The organism is Stenotrophomonas sp. CASM101, assembly GCF_049384845.1.
Classification (GTDB): Bacteria; Pseudomonadota; Gammaproteobacteria; order Xanthomonadales; family Xanthomonadaceae; genus Stenotrophomonas; species Stenotrophomonas hibiscicola.
On record NZ_JBMRFR010000002.1, the window covers coordinates 25,208 to 42,358 of the forward strand.

Genomic DNA, 17,151 nt, shown 5'->3' on the forward strand with positions numbered 1-17,151 from the left:
GCCTATCATCCGGAGTCGGGTGTGGCTCGACCCTGCAGGAGCGGGTCAGCCTCTCAGCTGGCCTTGCCCTGGGCGTCCAGGTAGCGCTCGGCGTCCAATGCGGCCATGCAGCCGAAGCCGGCCGAAGTGATCGCCTGGCGGTAGTGCTGGTCGGCCACGTCGCCGGCAGCAAATACGCCTTCCACCGAGGTCTGGGTGGCGTTGCCGCCTAGGCCCGAGCGGATCTCCAGGTAGCCGTTGTTCATCGCCAGCTGGCCGTCGAACAGCTGTGTATTCGGATGGTGGCCGATGGCCACGAAGAAGCCGTGGGCGTCGATGTCACGGGTACTGCCGTCCAGCGTCGACTTCACGCGCACGCCGGTCACGCCGGCGTCGTTGCCCAGCACTTCCTCCACCTGGTGGTGCCAGACGGTCTCGATCTTGCCGGCAGCAACCTTGGCAAACAGCTTGTCCTGCATGATCTTTTCCGCCTTCAGGGTGTCGCGGCGGTGGACCAGATAGACCTTGCGGGCGATGTTGGACAGGTAAAGGGCCTCTTCCACGGCGGTGTTGCCACCGCCGACCACGACCACGTCCTGGTCGCGGTAGAAGAAGCCGTCACAGGTGGCGCAGGCGGACACACCGCGGCCCTTGAAGGTCTCTTCGGTCGGGATGCCCAGGTATTTGGCGGTCGCGCCGGTGGCGATGATCAGCGCATCGCAGGTGTACTCGTGGCTGTCGCCGATCAGCTTGAACGGGCGCTGCGACAGGTCGGCGGTGTGGATGTGGTCGAAGATGACCTCGGTCTCGAAGCGCTCGGCGTGCGCCTGCATGCGCGCCATCAGGTCCGGGCCCATCAGGCCGTGGGCGTCACCCGGCCAGTTGTCCACCTCGGTGGTGGTCATCAGCTGGCCACCCTGCTGCAGGCCGGTGATGACGACCGGCTTCAGGTTGGCACGGGCGGCGTAGACGGCGGCGGTCCAACCGGCCGGTCCGGAACCGAGGATGACGAGGCGCTGGTGGCGGGAGGGCAGGCTGGTGCTCATGTAGACTCGCGAAAAGGTAGATGGGACAAGGCGCTGGCGATGTTTGCGCAGCATCCGTGGCTGGTCATAGAGTGGCGGCTGGGGCAGGGCGATTCAAGCCGATGAACGGAACGCCGTCATCCAGCAGTGGTTTCGGCCCTCGGATTGCCCTGTCGGACGTCGCATAACTGAAAACTGACGCCGTCTCATTTATTATCAATCACTAACAGCGCATTCCAAAGGTATGGTCTAAGGTGGCGAAGCAGGTCCCCGAACGCTCCAAGTCCGACGACAGCAAGGCGTCACGTCGCACGGCTGCGGCGGCGACGACCGACAATCCACGCCGCCAGCGCCTCTGGCGCGACCTGGGCCTGATCGCCATCGCGCCGGCCCTGCTGTATCTGGCGGCCAGTCTTTTCACCTATTCAGCGACTGATCCGGGCTGGTCGCACACCGGCAGCGTGGTTGCGCCGGTGCACAACCTGGGCGGCCGCGCCGGCGCCTGGATCGCCGACGTGCTGCTGCAGCTGTTCGGCTACATCGCCTTCCTGCTGCCGGTGGTGCTCGGCGCGCTGGCGTGGATCGCCATGTTCGGCCTCAAGCGCGAGAGCAAGGGCGAGAACGACCTGGATCCGGCACTGCGCCTGGTCGGTCTGGTCGGTTTCCTGATCGCCGGCACCGGCTTCCTGCATGTGCGCCTGTTCAGTGGCGATGTCGCCAGTGCCGGCGGCATCCTCGGCAAGCTGGTCGGCAATTCGCTCACGGTGGGCTTCGGCGCGCTGGGGGCGAACCTGTTCGTGCTGGTGCTGCTGCTGGCCTCGATCACCCTGGCCACCGGGCTGTCCTGGTTCACGGTGATGGAGAAGATCGGCCGCGGCGTGATGTCGCTGGCGCCGTTGCTGCAACGCAAGAAGGAAGAAGTCACCGAGTGGAAGCAGACCCGGGTGATGCGCGAGGAACGCCAGGAAGTACGCAAGGCCGACGCCGAGGTGCGCGCCAAGCGCGAGCCGGTGAAGATCGAGCCGCGTCCGGAGCCGGTGATCGAGAAGAGTGATCGGGCCAAGCGCGATACCCAGATTCCGATGTTCCGCGGCGTCAACGGTGATGGCTCGGACCTGCCGCCGCTGGCGCTGCTGGATGATCCCAAGCCGCAGCCCAAGGGCTACGACGAAGAGACGCTGGAGACCCTGTCGCGGCAGATCGAGTTCAAGCTGAAGGACTTCCGCATCGATGCGCAGGTGGTCGGCGCCAATCCCGGCCCGGTCATCACCCGCTTCGAGATCGAGCCAGCACCGGGTATCAAGGTCAGCCAGATCAGTTCGCTGGACAAGGACATCGCGCGTGGCCTGTCGGTGAAGTCGGTGCGCGTGGTCGATGTCATTCCGGGCAAGTCGGTGATCGGCCTGGAAATCCCCAATGTCACCCGCGAGATGATCTTCCTGTCCGAACTGCTGCGCTCGAAGGAATATGACAAGTCGGCGAGTGTGCTGACCCTGGCGCTGGGCAAGGACATCGCCGGTCGCCCGACCGTGGCCGACCTGGCACGCATGCCGCATCTGCTGGTGGCCGGTACCACCGGTTCGGGCAAGTCGGTGGCGGTCAACGCGATGGTGCTGAGCCTGTTGTTCAAGGCCTCGCCGAAAGACCTGCGGATGCTGATGATCGACCCGAAGATGCTCGAACTGAGCGTTTACCAGGGCATCCCGCACCTGCTGGCGCCGGTGGTCACCGACATGAAGGAGGCCGCCAACGGCCTGCGCTGGTGCGTGGCCGAGATGGAGCGCCGCTACAAGCTGATGAGCGCGGTGGGCGTGCGCAACCTGGCCGGCTTCAACAAGAAGGTGAAGGAAGCGCAGGACGCGGGCCAGCCGCTGATGGATCCGCTGTTCAAGCCGAACCCGGAGCTCGGCGAGGCACCGCGTCCGCTGGAAACGCTGCCGTTCATCGTCATCTTCATCGACGAATTCGCCGACATGATGATGATCGTCGGCAAGAAGGTGGAAGAGCTGATCGCGCGCCTGGCGCAGAAGGCGCGTGCGGCCGGCATCCACCTGATCCTGGCCACGCAGCGCCCGTCGGTGGACGTGATCACCGGCCTGATCAAGGCCAACATCCCGACCCGTATCGCCTTCCAGGTCAGCTCCAAGATCGACTCGCGCACCATCCTCGACCAGTCCGGCGCGGAAACACTGCTGGGCCACGGCGACATGCTGTACCTGCCGCCGGGCACCGCGCTGCCCGAGCGCGTGCATGGTGCGTTCGTGTCCGACGATGAAGTGCATCGCGTGGTCGAGCACCTCAAGGCGATGGGCCCGGCCGACTATGTCGACGGCGTGCTGGATGAGGTGCAGACGATGGGCGACGGCGTGGTCGTCGGTGCCACCGGCCTGCCCGAGACCAGTGCAGCCGGCGACGAGTCCGACCCGTTGTATGACGAAGCACTGCGGGTGGTCACCGAGACCCGCCGTGCCTCGATTTCCGGCGTGCAGCGCCGGCTGAAGATCGGCTACAACCGTGCAGCGCGACTGATCGAGGCCATGGAAGCGGCCGGCGTGGTCAGCCCGCCCGAGCACAACGGCGACCGCACGGTGCTGGCACCGCCGCCGCCGAAGTAAGACCCGACGTATCCCCCACGACGTCCAAGGAACCGACGCATGCTTCACCCCGTACCAAGCGCGCTGGCGCTGGCGCTGGCAGCCTTCCTGGCTGCCGGCCCGGCACTGGCAGAAACCGCCACCTCCGCGCCCGCCACGGCGCCGCCTTCCACCAGCGGCGATACCGAAGCCAGCAATAATTTCAGCATTGTCCGTTACCGCGCCGACTACCAGGTCCGGCCGGACGCGGGCAATGTGCAGACCGAAACCTACGAAGTCCTTCTCAAGACCAAGGCCTCCGTCGAGCAGTTCAGCCAGGTGCGGCTGAGCTACAGCGAAAAGATGGAGACGCTGGAAGTGCTCGGTGCCTACACCATCACCGCCGATGGCCAGCGCCGCGACGTGCCGGCCGACCGCATCTACACGCAGGAGAGCTACTCCAGCGCCTCGGCGGCGATGTATGCCGACCGCAAGGTGCGGGTGATCGTGTTCCCGAACCTGGCCCCGGGCACGCGCCTGTACTACCAGGTGCGCCGCACCCAGGCTACGCCGTACTTCCCGGGCTATTTCGGCCTGTGGGAGACCTTCAACGTCTTCACCGAGTACGAGGACGCCGAGGTCACCCTGAGTGCGCCAGCCAACCTGCCGATGTTCGTCGACAGCCGCGGCGTGCAGGGCAGTGACCAGCCGACAGTGAAGAATGGCCAGGCGCAATGGCGTTGGCGTTACCAGCGTCGTGAGGCGATGCCGGCGCAGAACTGGTCGGCGGCGGGCTGGGAGTTCGGCCCGAACATCATGGCCAGCACGTATCGTGACTGGTCGCAGATGGGGCGCGCCTACCAGCTCAAGGCGGGCCCGGCGGCCGAGGTGACCCCGGCGCTGCAGGCGCTGGCTGATGAGATCACCGCCGGCATCAGTGACCGCCGCGAGCAGGCTGATGCGCTGTATCGCTGGGTCGCGCAGAACATCCGCTATGTGGCGGTGTACCTGGGCAATGGTGGCCTGGAACCGAACAGCGCGCAGAGCATCCTCGACAACCACTACGGCGACTGCAAAGATCACGTGACGATCCTCGAGGCGCTGCTGGCGGCCAAGGGCATCGCCAGCTCGCCGGTGCTGATCGGTGCGGGCGGCGGCCCGACGCTGCCGAAGATTCCGGTGCTGGGCCGCTTCAACCACGCTATCACCTACATCCCCGAATTCGATCTGTACCTCGATTCGACCACCGCGTGGGCGCGCTTCGGCCAGCTGCCGGAGGGTGACCTGGGCGCCCCGGTGATGCGTACCCGCGACGCCACGCTGGCGCGTACTCCGGCCAACACGCCGGAGCGCAACGCCACCTCGATGGAAGTGCGTTTTACCTTCGACGCCAACGGTAACCTGCGCGGCGAGACCATTCCGAAGCTGGGCGAGAACGCCGAGATCGGCATGCGCGCCCAGTTCTCCCAGCTCAACGCGCAGAACCGTGCGCGCGCTGAAGAGCAGATCATGGCCTCGTCTGGTTTCGATGGGCGAGGGCAGCTGCAGATCCAGGGCGTGCCGGTCGACCTGACCCGGCCCTTCGGCTATCGCATGGCGTTCCAGGCCGAGGACTACGCCGACTTCAGCGTGGCCGGCGGCATGGCCGTGCCGGACCCGCCGGGTGGCGAGTCGGTGCGTGGCCTGTACGCCACCGCTTCTGCGCCGGCCAACGAGACGCCGTTCTACTGCAATGCCAGCCTGCGCGAGGAAACCTATCGCCTGCAGTTCCCGGCCAACGCGCCGATCATCGCCATCCCGGCCAGCCAGCGATTCGCCAACGCCGCCGGCGAGTACCGCGTGGACTGGAGCCGCGAAGGGCAGGAGGTGATCGTGCACCACCGGTTGCAGCAGAATGCGGTGCGCGGCCCGGAGGCATTGTGCCAGCCGCAGGATTATCCGGCGTTCCGCGCGCTGTATCGCGAAGTGCGGCGCGGCTTCCGTGGGCAGGTGCTGTACGGCAAGCTGCCCGGCTCGGGCGGCTGAATCGCCGATGCACGTTCAGGGCGGCATAATGTCGCCCTGATCGCCCATTCATCTTTTCCCGGGCACACTTGCAACCACCTTTCCTGGCGCCCGCGCCCACAGGATTTCCGCATGAACTTCCGCTTCCGCCGTTTTCTTGCCACCACCGCCCTGGCCGTAGCCTGCGCCGCCGCCGGCAGCGCCTGGGCCGGTGCCCGCGACGACCTGAAGACCTTCACCAGCGGCCTGAAGGGCTTGGATGGCCAGTTCAGCCAGCAGGTGTTTGACAGCCGTGGCAGGGTTAAGGAATCGACCAGCGGCCGCGTGGCCCTGTCGGCGCCGCGCCTGTTCCGCTGGGAATACGTGCGCCCGCACGAGCAGTTGATCGTGGCTGACGGCAAGAAAGTCTGGATGTACGAGCCGGACTTGGAGCAGGCCACCGTGCGCGAGCAGGGCAAGGAAGAGCAGAACAGCCCGCTGACCGCGCTGATCAACCCGGCGCTGCTGGAACAGCAGTACGACGTCAGCGAAGAGGCTGCGCAGCGCGATGGCCTGCAGTGGCTGTCGCTGTCGCCGAAGCGCGAGACCGAAGCCAGCTTCCAGTACGCCGCGCTGGGCTTCAACGCCCAGGGCCTGGCCAAGATGGAAATCACCGATGCGGTTGGCCAGCGTACCGTGATCACCTTCAGTGGCTGGAAGCGCAATCCAGGCTTTGCTGCCGGCACCTTCAGCTTCACCCCGCCGAAGGGCACCGACGTTATCGGTAATTGATCGCTGGGCGGAAACGCCGTGGTGGGTGTCAACCTTGGTTGACACGCTTTTGATCTGCCGGCCAGCGGCCGGCACGACCGGACATCGCGTCCCGCCCGCCGGGCACGGCCCGGCGCTACCGTTGGGCGGCGCGGTACAATGAGCGGGTGGCAAGACATCGTTCAACTTCCTTCCCCGGCCCCGATCTGCTGAGTGTTGATCGGGAACATCTGCGCCCGCTGGCCGAGCGCATGCGCCCGCGCACCCTGGACGAAATGGTCGGGCAGAAGCGCCTGCTGGCGCCGGACAGCGCATTGCGCCGTGCGGTCGAATCCGGGCGTGTGCACTCGATGATCCTGTGGGGGCCGCCGGGCTGCGGCAAGACCACACTGTCACTGCTGCTGGCCGAGTACTCCGATGCCGAGTTCCGTGCCATCTCCGCCGTGCTGTCCGGGCTGCCGGAGGTGCGCCAGGTGCTCGCCGAGGCCGCGCAACGCTTCGCCGAAGGCCGCCGCACCGTGCTGTTCGTGGATGAGGTACATCGCTTCAACAAGGCGCAGCAGGATGCGTTCCTGCCGCATATCGAGCGCGGCACCATCCTGTTCGTCGGTGCCACCACCGAGAATCCATCGTTCGAGCTGAACTCGGCGCTGCTGTCGCGTTGCCGCGTGCATGTGCTGGAAGGTGTTTCGCCGACCGATATCGTCGAAGCGCTGGAACGTGCGCTGGGGGATCGCGAGCGCGGCTTGGGCGAAGAGCGCATCGAGGTCGCACCCGAACTGCTGCTGGAGATCGCCACCGCCGCCGATGGTGACGTGCGCCGTGCGTTGACCCTGCTGGAGATCGCCGCCGAACTGGCGGGCGGGGAGGGGGGGCGCATTACGCCGCAGACCCTGACCCAGGTGCTGGCCGATCGCACCCGTCGCTTCGACAAGGGCGGCGAGCAGTTCTACGACCAGATCTCGGCACTGCACAAGTCGGTACGCAGTTCCAACCCGGACGCCGCACTGTACTGGCTGACCCGCATGCTCGATGGCGGCTGCGATCCGTCCTATCTGGCGCGCCGACTGACCCGCATGGCCATCGAGGACATCGGCCTGGCCGATCCGCGCGCGCAGAGCATGGCGCTGGAAGCCTGGGACATCTACGAGCGGCTCGGCAGCCCGGAAGGCGAACTCGCCTTCGCGCAGCTGGTGCTGTACCTGGCCAGCACTGCCAAGTCGAACGCCGGCTATGCGGCCTTCAACCAGGCCAAGGCCGACGTGCGTCAGAGCGGTACCGAAGAGGTGCCGCTGCACCTGCGCAATGCGCCGACCAAGCTGATGAAGGAGCTGGGCTACGGCGCCGAATACCAGTACGACCACGATGCCGAAGGAGGCATCGCGCTGGACCAGACGGGTTTCCCGGATGCGATGGGTGAGCGCGTGTATTACAACCCGGTGCCGCGCGGGCTGGAAATCAAGTTGAAGGAAAAGCTGGATCGGCTGCGCGCCGAGCGTGAGGCGGCGCGGGCCGCGAAGGGTCGCTGAGCCCGTGCATGTGGCGGATACGTCAATCTGCGCCGATTAGGATCAGGTTGGTGTCTGTTGGATGAAGCCAGAGAAAGACTTCCTGCTTGCCTTTGTGAAAGCCGGACGAGCACACCGCCTGCCAACCTTGGCCACAATTGACCTCGGGAAATCCGTAGACGGTAGGGTGAGAGTACTCGCGTGGCGTCGCGACCCATCCAGCCTTTAACAGGAAACGGCGCAGCGTTTTGTAGTCCATTTCCCATTTCGCATCCATTGCTTTGAGTGCGGCAGGCATCGGAGACGGGTTTGCCTTGAGGCTGCCCATTATGTAGCCGGGCTCTATGTGTCCGGGTTCTGCTGAGGGCGGTGTGGACGTCAGGAGTAACGCGATAAAGATGCTCTTCATTTGCCTAGCGTAGTGATGTTGCTGAGCTGGTCAAATGGCGTTGACATGACTGCAACCAGTCGGGCTGGCTGTTCCTGCTGGCGCTGGCGCTGGCGCTGGTGCCGGGGGGGCGGGATCGTGATCATGATCTTCTCGCTGCTGCCGGGCACGCCGCAGGAGAACGTTTATGGTCCGGTGCCTGCGGGGCCGTGATGATGCATGAGTCGAGCATGGCTCGACGCTACAGAGGCAAAGAAATGAAGCCGGCATTTTGCCGGCTTCATCTTTACTTGATGGTGCAATCGCCGAAGGACAGGTAATCGGTGCCCGAGCTGAACTGCAGTGTGCAGCTGGCGGTGAAGGTCGCGCCTTCTTCCAGCGCGCCCAGCTTGGCCGCCTGCTGCTCATCGTCGCTGGTCAGCCGGGCCAGGACATTGCCCTGGTCATCGCCGGCCTCGATCAGCGGTTCGCCCGCCAGGTTGCTGGAAACGCTCAGTGCCACGGCAGTGAATGTCACCGTCTGGTTGAGTTCGTCCATGCCCAGTGACGAATTGCCGGCTTCTTCAAAGGCCTGGTAGAGCGTTGGCAGGTCCTGTGCGGCATGGGCGGCCAGCGGTGCAAGCAGGCCGAGGGAAAGGGCGATCAGGGCGGTGCGCTTCAAGATGTTCTCGCAGTCACGGGATCCATTCCCGTGGGTGGTGGTGAGCAGATCCACGCCATGCGTGGATGGGTTTGGCAAGGGACAGGGCGCGGCCGATGGCTCGATTGCCCATCCATCCGCAGCCCTGCGAGGGAAGGGCGCTCCTGCGCCCCGCTGCCCGGCAAAATAGTGGATTCGGTGTTTCCGGCGCAACCGGGAAAATGAACGCATCGCGCGCGTGATACACAGTGTGACATTTGATGGATGTGATAAGCATTCGCGTTTAAGGTAGACTGCGGCCCCCTGTGAACCGGCGGCCATCGGCCGCTCGTGCCGCCGCTGATGAAGCATTTCGTCCCGCCTTTGCGCCGTGGTCCACTGGCCCGCGGCATGGCCGCCTTGATGATGGGTCTGCTCCTGGCTATCCCGTACGCCCATGCGCAGCAGCGCAATCCGCTGCAGAAGATCGGCCACACCGTGCTCGACGAGCCGGCGGCCAGCTATCGCTTCGAGCATTTCGTGTTGGACAGCCCGGACCAGCAGCGCCGTTGGCGGGTGAACCTGGCGATCCCGGTCAAGGCCAGCAAGGTGCCCTCTCCGGTGCTGTACGCGCTGGACGGCAACGCCGTCGCCATGGTCCTGGACCAGCCGCTGCTGGCCGAACTGGCGGCGCGCAATGTGCCGCCGGTGCTGGTGCTGATCGGCTACGACAACGACCTGCGCATCGATTCCAGGGCGCGCACCCGCGACTACACCGCGTGGATCGACCGTGCCGATGACGAGAGCGGTACGACCCAGGCAGTTGGCGGTGGTGCTGCGGTTTTCCTGGATGTGATCGAACGCCGCATCAAGCCGGAAGTCGAGCGACGCGCACGCATCGATACGCAGCAGCAAGCACTGTGGGGGCACTCGTTGGGCGGGCTGTTCGTGCTCAATGCGCTCTACACCCGCCCCGCCGCCTTCCAGTCCTATCTGGCGGCCAGTCCCTCGCTGTGGTGGAGCCAGGGCGCGGCGCTGGGTGATCCGGAACAGCAGTTCGTGCAGAACGTGCATGGCCAACCGGCAAAGCTCTGGCTGATGCTGGGCGGTGCCGAGCGTGTTGGCGATCGTGGCAAGCGCGACCTGAGCAACCCACGGGTGGTCGCGCACCTGCGCCGCATTGGCGGTGCCACGCCGGATGCGGCGATGCAGCTGTCCGAGCGGCTGGCCAAGGTGCCGGGCCTGAGCGTGCAGTACCGCGAGTTCCCGGGGCTGGGACACGGCCCGATGCTGCCGGCCTCGTTCCATGCCGCGCTGCATGAACTGTACGGCGTGACCGACCGCAGCGCCGGCGATGGCGCGCCCAGTGGCGGGGACAACGCCGCCGAATGAATGCCTTCGCACGCGATGCCGTGCGACCCCACTACCCAGGCGAGGCTGCCGGCGTGCAGCGGCCCAGGCAACCGATGACTCCCGCGCCGCGTGGCGCGGCCTACGTGTGCAAGGAGCCTGCCATGTCGTTCCGTCCGTCTTTCCGTCTTACCACTCTTGCTGCCGGCCTGCTGCTGGCGGTGACCGCCACCGCGCAGCCGGTGTTCGACCAGCCGGCCAACGCCACCTTCAAGGGTGAAGTCGTCTCACGCGGTGAGAACGTGGTTCCCGGCAGCACTGCCGACGTGGTCGGCCGTGGGTTCTTGCCGGGCCAGAAGGTCAGCCTGCTGCGCGGTGACAGCGTGCTCAACGCGCAGCCGCTGGTGGTCGATGCTGATGGCAACTTCAAGACCCAGTTGAGCATTCCGGCCGACGCGGTGCCGGGCACTCATCCGGTGGTGGTGCGCGCCAGCCAACCGGCTGCGGCCACCGTGCTGAAGCTGCGCGTCTCGCCGCAGCTGCCGCTGTCCGGCCAGGCGCAGTTCGCCACCCAGTCCAACAAGCTGGTGCCGGGCCTGTACCAGTCCGCCTACAGCGCCGCCAGCAACGCGGTGTTCGTGACCTCGGCGGTGGGTCGCCCGCCGGTGACCCAGTCGCAGCTGCTGAAGCTGGACCCGAAGTCGCTGAAGGTGACCAAGGCGATCACCCCGGCGCAGGTGCCGGGCAGCACCAATGGTGCGGTGTATGCGGTCTACGGCGTGGGCGTGGATGACACCAACGGCAATGTGTGGGTGACCAATACCCGCCAGAACTCGATCGCGGTCTACCGCCAGAAGGACCTGTCGCTGGTCCACCAGTTCCCGGCCGACACTGTGCCGCACGCGCGCGACGTGGTGGTCGATGGCACCCGCGGCAAGGTGTTCGCCTCGGCGACGGGCGAGGACCACCTGTCGGTGTTCGACGCCAGGACCTTCAAGGAGCTGCCGGCAGTGACGCTGGAATCCGGCGTGGACGACGGCACGTTCACCCCGATGAGCCTGGTGCTGGACGAGAAGGGCGGCAAGCTGTTCACCGTCAGCATCGGCACCCCGGAGGCGGCAGTGATCGATGTGGCCAGCGGCAAGGTCGAGAAGGTCATCGATCTGGGCAATTCGATCAGTGCCTCGGGCGTGGCCTTCGACGCGGCGCGCAACCGCCTGTACGTGGCCTCGCAGGGCACCGACAACCTGCTGATCGTCGACGTGGCTGCCGGCAAGGTGCTGCATGACGTGCCGGTCGGCGCCGGTGCGCTGAACGTCGCCTTCGATGATGCCTCCGGCCTGGCCTATGTCAGCAACCGTGGCGCTGGCACGGTCACCGTGGTGAACGGTGACGGCAAGGTGGTCGCCAATCTTGATGGCGGCACGCTGCCGAACCACGTCCGCGCCGATGGCAAGGGCAACGTGTTCGCGGTGAACAAGTCGCGCGGCGGCGAAGACCCGAAGGGTGACCGCATCACCCGCATCACCCCGAAGCAGTAAGTCACACGGTGGGGCGGCGTGCGCGTCGCCCTGCCAGCAAGGAGATTGTGCATGAACATCGCGTCCCGTCTGCGCCTGTGTGCGCTTCCGTTGGCTGTTTCGCTGGCGCTGGCTGCCTGTGGTGGCTCGTCGGCTCCCTCTGATGCCAATACGCCTGCCGAGTCGCCCGCAGCAACGGCGGCCGCTGCGGAAACCGCGCTGCCGGCAGGCTGGCAGCGCGTGGCAGGAGCCGAAATGCCGGCCGTGCACGGCCAGAAGGCGGTGCTGCCGGCCAAGGTGCATTCCGATGATGGCGCCGATATCGAAGTGGCCGATACCAGCCGGATCATCGCCGGTGGCGACGACGTCATCGCGGTGATCGAAGCACTGGGGCTGGGCAAGCAGGTATTTGCCGCGCCGACCAACACCACCACCCAGGCCGGCCGGGCCGCGCCGCACCAGTTCCTGTTCAACCGGACCACTGGCGTGGAGGGCGTGCTGAGCCTGCAGGGCTCGCTGTTCCTCGGCAACAGCCTGCGCCGTCATACCGAGCTGGCCAGGAAACTGCGCGAAGTGGGCGAGCCGGCGGTGGTCATCGATGACCTGCAGCCAGCGCCGGACAAGGTGCGCAAGGTCGCCGCGGCACTAGGGCTGGCCGAGGCAGGGCAAGCACTGGCCACGCAGGTGCAGCGTCAGCTCGACGAGGCTGCAGCGATTGGCAAGGGCCTGGGCCATGCGCCACGACTGATCCACGTCTCGGCCACCGGCGCTGGCGGCTCACCGACTGTTGCCGGTGCCGACAGCGCCTCGGCGCAGCTGATCGCGCTGGCTGGCGGCGTCAACATCGGCACCGAGGCGGGAGTGAAGAACTACTCGCAGCTGAGCAATGAAGGCGTGGTCGCCGCAGCGCCCGAGGTGATCCTGGTGACCGAGCATGACCTGCAGCTGTTCGGTGGTGCCGAGGGCCTGTGGAAGGCGTACCCGACGCTGAAGCAGACCCCGGCCGGGCAGGCCAATCGGGTCTGGGTGATGCCGGACGTGCAGCTGAAGTACACCAGTGTCGGTTCCGGTGCTGGCGCGCTGGCGCTGGCCAAGGCCCTGGCGGCGTTGCCGAAGGCATGAGTCCGGCGGATCGGCGCCGCCGTCGCGGGCGGACGATGTTGCTGGTGGCGTTGCTGGCACTGCTGGGTGCGGTGCTGGCCTCGTTCGCTGTGGGCCCGCTGCGGCTGCCACCGCTGGAGGTGATGCAGGCGTTGGCGGTGAAGCTGGGTCTGCTCGATCCGCAGGCGGTCAGTAGCCGCGACCTCGCCGTGGTCTGGCAGCTGCGCATTCCGCGTGCCTTGCTGGGCGCGATGGTGGGTGCATCGCTGGCGATGGCCGGTGCCAGCCTGCAGGGCCTGTTCGGCAATCCGCTGGCCGACCCCGGCATCGTCGGTGTCAGCCAGGGTGCTGCACTGGGTGCGGTGGCCGCCATCGTGCTGGGCGCCGCCGGTGCGGCGGGCTGGCTGGTGCCTGTGGCCGCGTTCGTCGGCGGTGCGCTGGCGATCGGCCTGACGTATGCGCTGGCGCGACCCGGTAAAGGCAGTGGCAACGCCACGCTGCTGCTGGTCGGCATCGCGATGGCCGCGTTCTGCTCCGCGCTGATCGGTTTCCTCACGTACATCGCCAGCGAAAGCGAACTGCAGTCGCTGGTGTTCTGGCAGATGGGCTCGCTGGCGCGTGCCAACTGGGCCGATGTGGCGGCGGTGGTGCCCCTGTTTGCCATCGGCGCGTTCGCGTTGCAGCGGTTGGCCACGCCGCTGGACATGCTGGCGCTGGGCGAACGCCAGGCACAGCACCTCGGGCTGGATGTCACCCGCACGCGACGTCGCCTGGTGGCGTTCAGTGCGCTGCTGGTGGGCGCGGCGGTGGCCTTTGCCGGCTCGATCAGCTTCGTTGGCCTGGTAGTGCCGCACGTGGCGCGCCTGTTGGTCGGTCCCGGGCATCGCTGGCTGCTGCCGTTGTCCGGCCTGCTCGGTGCGCTGCTGATCGTGGTGGCCGACACCGCGGCCCGCACGCTCGATCCGCCGGCGGAGATTCCGCTGGGCTTGTTCTCGGCCGCGCTGGGCGCGCCGTTCTTCCTCTGGCTGGTGCTGCAGCAGCGCCGCAAGGCGGCCCCATGAGCGCGTTGCTGAAGCTGCACGAGGTGGTGGTGCGTCGCCAGCAGCGCGAGATCCTGCATGGCATCTCGCTGGCGTTCGAGCCGGGTACGGTGACCGCGCTGGTTGGCCCGAACGGCGCAGGCAAGTCCACGTTGCTGGCGGTAGCGGCCGGCGACCTGCGCGCCGATGCGGGCGAGGTGAGCCTGTTGGGCAAACCGCTGGCCAGCTACAAGGCCGGGCCGCTGGCGCGCGAGCGCGCGGTAATGCCGCAGGAGCATGGCGTGCGCTTTGCCTTCAGCGTGGAAGAAGTGGTGGCGATGGGACGGTTGCCGCATCCGCCGGACCCGGTCACGGACGATGCCCGGGTGGAAGCGGCCATCGATGCCGCCGAACTGCAGGCGCTGCGCCTGCGCGAGGTGCAGCAGCTCTCCGGTGGCGAGTCCGCCCGGACCACGTTCGCGCGCGTGCTGGCGCAGGATACGCCGCTGCTGCTGCTCGATGAGCCGACCGCCGCGCTGGACCTGCGTCACCAGGAGCGCACATTGCGTAGCGTGCGTGCCTGCGCCGAGGCCGGTGCGTGCGTGATCGTGGTGCTGCACGATCTGAACCTGGCGGCTGGCTACGCCGATCGCGTCGTGCTGCTGGAACAGGGCAGCGTGGCGGCCGATGGTACGCCGCTGCAGGTGCTCACCGAAGACAACCTGCAGCGTGTCTACCAGCAGGATGTGGTGGTGCTGGAGCATCCGCGGCGCGGGGTGCCGCTGGTGGTGGTCACCTGATTCCAGGGTGGTGTCGTAAATAGCCGCGTCTTTCACGTCGTCCTGAGCGGCTTTCGGGTGATTCTCCGCCCCTGCCACAGGCGAAGCTGGGATGTTGGGCCTTGAGGTCGCAGGAGTTGCGCTGGCTGAGCCCCTCCTTCAGGTATGTGCGGTGGAAGTTGATTATTGCTTTGATGTTTCGGGCTGACTGACCATTGGGCGTTCCAGAGGGAGGAAGCCCATATGTTCACCTTCGGCCGCGAGCATGAAATCAAATGCGCGATTCGCAGACACCGCAAGGAAGATGAACTCCAGATAGTGCTTGCCATCATCAATGCCATTCACGATTTCAAGGATGGCATCGTTCCTATCGAGAGCGCACTGAATGCGATTCGCAAGGGTCTTGTGGACGGCGCCTAGGGAACATGGGAGACATCTGGCAGTTGGCTTTGCAAGCTGAATGATGCGTATGCAGCTACAGAGAGTGTCTGGTTTGAACTGGCATCCCACCCGATGGCCAAAGTCAGATTCCGAGTGGCGTGCCACATGCTTTGGATCTCAGAGGGGCTTGCCACGAAGTTGTATCCGACACTCGCAAAGGATAGGAGCCGCCGCGTCAGGGAGCAGGCGCAGGGAAACTGGGACTACCTGCAGCACCCGGAAAAGTACGGAGGGAATTCATAGCCCCTATGTGGCTGAGGCTATGCCGACCGCATCGTGGTGCTGGAGCAGGGTAGGGGGGCGGCCGATGGCACGCCATTGCAGGTGCTGACCGAAGACGACCTGCAGCGCGTCTACCAGCGGGACGTGGTGGTGCCGGAGCACCCAAGGCGTGGGATGCCGCTGGTGGTGGTGACCTAGCCCGGGTCCGCCTGCGAAGGTGGAGGGCGCAGGTAGTCGCGCCTCTCATTTTTGACGCATATGGACCGGCGTTAGTGGCTTGCTGCTTTGGCAGCTAGATTGCGCCCGATGGGCGATGCTCCGGCGGGCCGCACATCGGCTTTACTTCTTGGATGCCCCGCCTCATTGATTGGCCTTCGCCGAAGGTTCGAGAGGGGTGCTGAGTGTGGCTGTGATGTTTAACGAAGTGTGGGGCGCGCAGGCGGCGGTACTCTGCGTGGCAATGGGGCTCTCATGTCCGGCTCAAGCGCAACAGGACGTATCGCCGACCCTGTCCCGCTTATTACAGTGCCAGCTGACTCACCAGGAGTTGGACAACTTCACTGATCGGATTGCAGCGGGCGACCTGACGGATTTCAGTCAGAGCAAGGAGCGTAATGGCGCGTCACTGATGCTCTGGGAGGCTCGGACTCCTGTCATGGCGTGGGGGGAATCCTCGACACTTGTGCATGTTTCGGGTGTTCAGGAGATGCTTCTTGCCATTCCGGTGCCCGTCGGAGAAGAGATGGTGCGAGGGAGATCCATTGCAAACCATATCGGGGGTATGTCATCGCGCTGGGATGCCGAGGCTATGGAAAGAGTGTATGGCTGGAAAGGACTCAATCTGTACAAAACGCTTCCTGGTGATCGACATGTGCGGATGATTGTTGATCTTTCCTATTCACCGGGATGGGTGACGGTAGGCTGCACCTACGGGGAAATGAGTTGATCAGGGCCGCACGGGCGCATCGTGCCTCGCTCGACATATCATGGTGCATCTGAATTTCTCAATGGACTGATGCAATGATCTGTAGCATTTCGCGCGGCACTCTGCTGGCCGTGTTGGTTGGCTTCGCAGGCGCTGCGACTGCGGCTTCCACCTCGCCGGTTTCGCTGACCGATGCAGCGGAGAATGCCTCGCTGATCGAGATCCGGCATTCCGCTGGCGCGGGTTCCCCTGTTGCGACCATCCGGACGCAGTACTTCGCCAACGAGGAAATGTCCGTGAGCTGGGACGACCAGCAGGTGCTGGTGCTGTGCAGTGAAGCGGCGTACCTGCAGATTCCTGCCGCCAAGCTCAAGGCCGGAGCGCTGACTACCGAGCAGCGGCAGATGATCGTCTATCAGGCACTGATGTCCGGCTTGGGGGCTGTCGCGGGCGTTGTCGGGCCGGCAGGCGAGGTGGTGACCGTGGCGGATGACGGCAGCGAGACCCGCAGCGTTGGCGAAAATAGCTGGGCATATGGTGTTGAGCGATACGAAGTGATCACCCAGCGGCTGCCGGACGGTGCACTTCGGGTCCGGACCCGCAAGACGGAAACCGTGAATGCCACGCCTCCGGCGGGTCCGGACGACATGTTCAGCACCGAGGACGACCAGGCGGCGCGCTTGTCCGAACTGGCGCCGGTGGGCAGCTGGACCGAAGTGGTGGTCCACGGTGGCGCACGGCAGCCGCATGTGGATCCGGCGATGTCGCTGCAGGGCTGGATCTCGATGGGCGATGACCGGGCTGCGACGGTGGCCGAGGCGCGTAAGCTGCACGGCTGCAAGTAAATGCCGCCAGGGGTCAGATTCCTTTGCCAGGGGCAAAGGGATCTGACCCCTATCGTTGCCGGCCTCATCGTTCCATTTATGTGCTCAATATTCACTTGCGCGC

At 65.8% G+C, this 17,151-nt stretch carries 15 protein-coding genes and 2 pseudogenes; 14 read left to right on the forward strand and 3 right to left on the reverse strand.

Annotated features, from left to right (window positions below; translation table 11 throughout):
- Nucleotides 1–53 precede the first annotated feature (53 nt).
- Complete coding sequence (gene trxB / locus VG543_RS04045) at nt 54–1,025, reverse strand: thioredoxin-disulfide reductase (RefSeq protein ID WP_019659647.1); 972 nt, start codon at nt 1,023–1,025, stop codon at nt 54–56.
- 233 nt (nt 1,026–1,258) lie between these two features.
- Here trxB and VG543_RS04050 point away from each other — a divergent pair, with 233 nt between their 5' ends.
- The 4 genes from VG543_RS04050 to VG543_RS04065 all read left to right on the forward strand — a co-directional run bounded on the left by VG543_RS04050 (nt 1,259) and on the right by VG543_RS04065 (nt 7,860).
- The gene (locus tag VG543_RS04050) at nt 1,259–3,619 is read left to right on the forward strand and encodes a DNA translocase FtsK (protein WP_134731928.1); all 2,361 of its coding nucleotides are present in this window, start codon (nt 1,259–1,261) and stop codon (nt 3,617–3,619) included.
- A 39-nt stretch (nt 3,620–3,658) separates the two neighbouring features.
- Nucleotides 3,659–5,602 carry a DUF3857 domain-containing protein gene (locus tag VG543_RS04055; protein ID WP_423177818.1) on the forward strand — a complete coding sequence of 648 codons (1,944 nt, stop codon included), beginning with the start codon at nt 3,659–3,661 and terminating at the stop codon, nt 5,600–5,602.
- A 111-nt stretch (nt 5,603–5,713) separates the two neighbouring features.
- Nucleotides 5,714–6,352, forward strand: a complete 639-nt coding sequence (gene lolA / locus VG543_RS04060) for an outer membrane lipoprotein chaperone LolA (RefSeq protein ID WP_423177820.1) — start codon at nt 5,714–5,716, stop codon at nt 6,350–6,352.
- Nucleotides 6,353–6,582: 230 nt separating this feature from the next.
- Entirely contained in the window at nt 6,583–7,860 is a 1,278-nt protein-coding gene (locus VG543_RS04065) for a replication-associated recombination protein A (RefSeq protein ID WP_423177822.1), read from the forward strand.
- Between the two features lie 22 nt (nt 7,861–7,882).
- Here VG543_RS04065 and VG543_RS04070 read toward each other — a convergent pair whose 3' ends face one another.
- Nucleotides 7,883–8,167 carry a hypothetical protein gene (locus VG543_RS04070; RefSeq protein WP_134968258.1) on the reverse strand — a complete coding sequence of 95 codons (285 nt, stop codon included), beginning with the start codon at nt 8,165–8,167 and terminating at the stop codon, nt 7,883–7,885.
- 125 nt (nt 8,168–8,292) lie between these two features.
- On the opposite strand from VG543_RS04070, the pseudogene VG543_RS04075 reads away from it, so the two are divergent.
- Nucleotides 8,293–8,440: pseudogene (locus VG543_RS04075) on the forward strand (DUF805 domain-containing protein); the annotation flags it as partial.
- A gap of 73 nt (nt 8,441–8,513) precedes the next feature.
- Here VG543_RS04075 and VG543_RS04080 read toward each other — a convergent pair.
- Complete coding sequence (locus VG543_RS04080; RefSeq protein WP_180877454.1) at nt 8,514–8,888, reverse strand: hypothetical protein; 375 nt, start codon at nt 8,886–8,888, stop codon at nt 8,514–8,516.
- Nucleotides 8,889–9,209: 321 nt separating this feature from the next.
- Between VG543_RS04080 and VG543_RS04085 the strand changes: the two genes are divergently transcribed.
- From VG543_RS04085 to VG543_RS04125, 9 genes and pseudogenes are all read left to right on the forward strand, one after another.
- Complete coding sequence (locus VG543_RS04085) at nt 9,210–10,238, forward strand: alpha/beta hydrolase (protein ID WP_423177824.1); 1,029 nt, start codon at nt 9,210–9,212, stop codon at nt 10,236–10,238.
- Between the two features lie 122 nt (nt 10,239–10,360).
- The gene (locus VG543_RS04090) at nt 10,361–11,737 is read left to right on the forward strand and encodes a YncE family protein (RefSeq protein WP_423177826.1); all 1,377 of its coding nucleotides are present in this window, start codon (nt 10,361–10,363) and stop codon (nt 11,735–11,737) included.
- Nucleotides 11,738–11,788: 51 nt separating this feature from the next.
- Entirely contained in the window at nt 11,789–12,838 is a 1,050-nt protein-coding gene (locus tag VG543_RS04095) for a heme/hemin ABC transporter substrate-binding protein (protein ID WP_423177828.1), read from the forward strand.
- Nucleotides 12,835–13,878 carry a FecCD family ABC transporter permease gene (locus VG543_RS04100; RefSeq protein ID WP_329847752.1) on the forward strand — a complete coding sequence of 348 codons (1,044 nt, stop codon included), beginning with the start codon at nt 12,835–12,837 and terminating at the stop codon, nt 13,876–13,878. The genes VG543_RS04095 and VG543_RS04100 overlap by 4 nt, the downstream gene beginning before the upstream one ends.
- Complete coding sequence (locus VG543_RS04105; RefSeq protein ID WP_423177830.1) at nt 13,875–14,636, forward strand: heme ABC transporter ATP-binding protein; 762 nt, start codon at nt 13,875–13,877, stop codon at nt 14,634–14,636. Before VG543_RS04100 ends, VG543_RS04105 begins: the two co-directional genes overlap by 4 nt.
- Before the next feature lie 222 nt (nt 14,637–14,858).
- On the forward strand, nt 14,859–15,035 hold the full coding sequence (locus tag VG543_RS04110; RefSeq protein WP_312544914.1) for a hypothetical protein: 177 nt from the start codon (nt 14,859–14,861) through the stop codon (nt 15,033–15,035).
- Between the two features lie 279 nt (nt 15,036–15,314).
- Nucleotides 15,315–15,476, forward strand: a pseudogene (locus VG543_RS04115) (hemin ABC transporter ATP-binding protein); the annotation flags it as partial.
- A gap of 196 nt (nt 15,477–15,672) precedes the next feature.
- On the forward strand, nt 15,673–16,224 hold the full coding sequence (locus VG543_RS04120) for a hypothetical protein (protein WP_423177833.1): 552 nt from the start codon (nt 15,673–15,675) through the stop codon (nt 16,222–16,224).
- A 74-nt stretch (nt 16,225–16,298) separates the two neighbouring features.
- On the forward strand, nt 16,299–17,048 hold the full coding sequence (locus tag VG543_RS04125; RefSeq protein WP_329847746.1) for a hypothetical protein: 750 nt from the start codon (nt 16,299–16,301) through the stop codon (nt 17,046–17,048).
- The last annotated feature ends 103 nt before the right edge of the window (nt 17,049–17,151 follow it).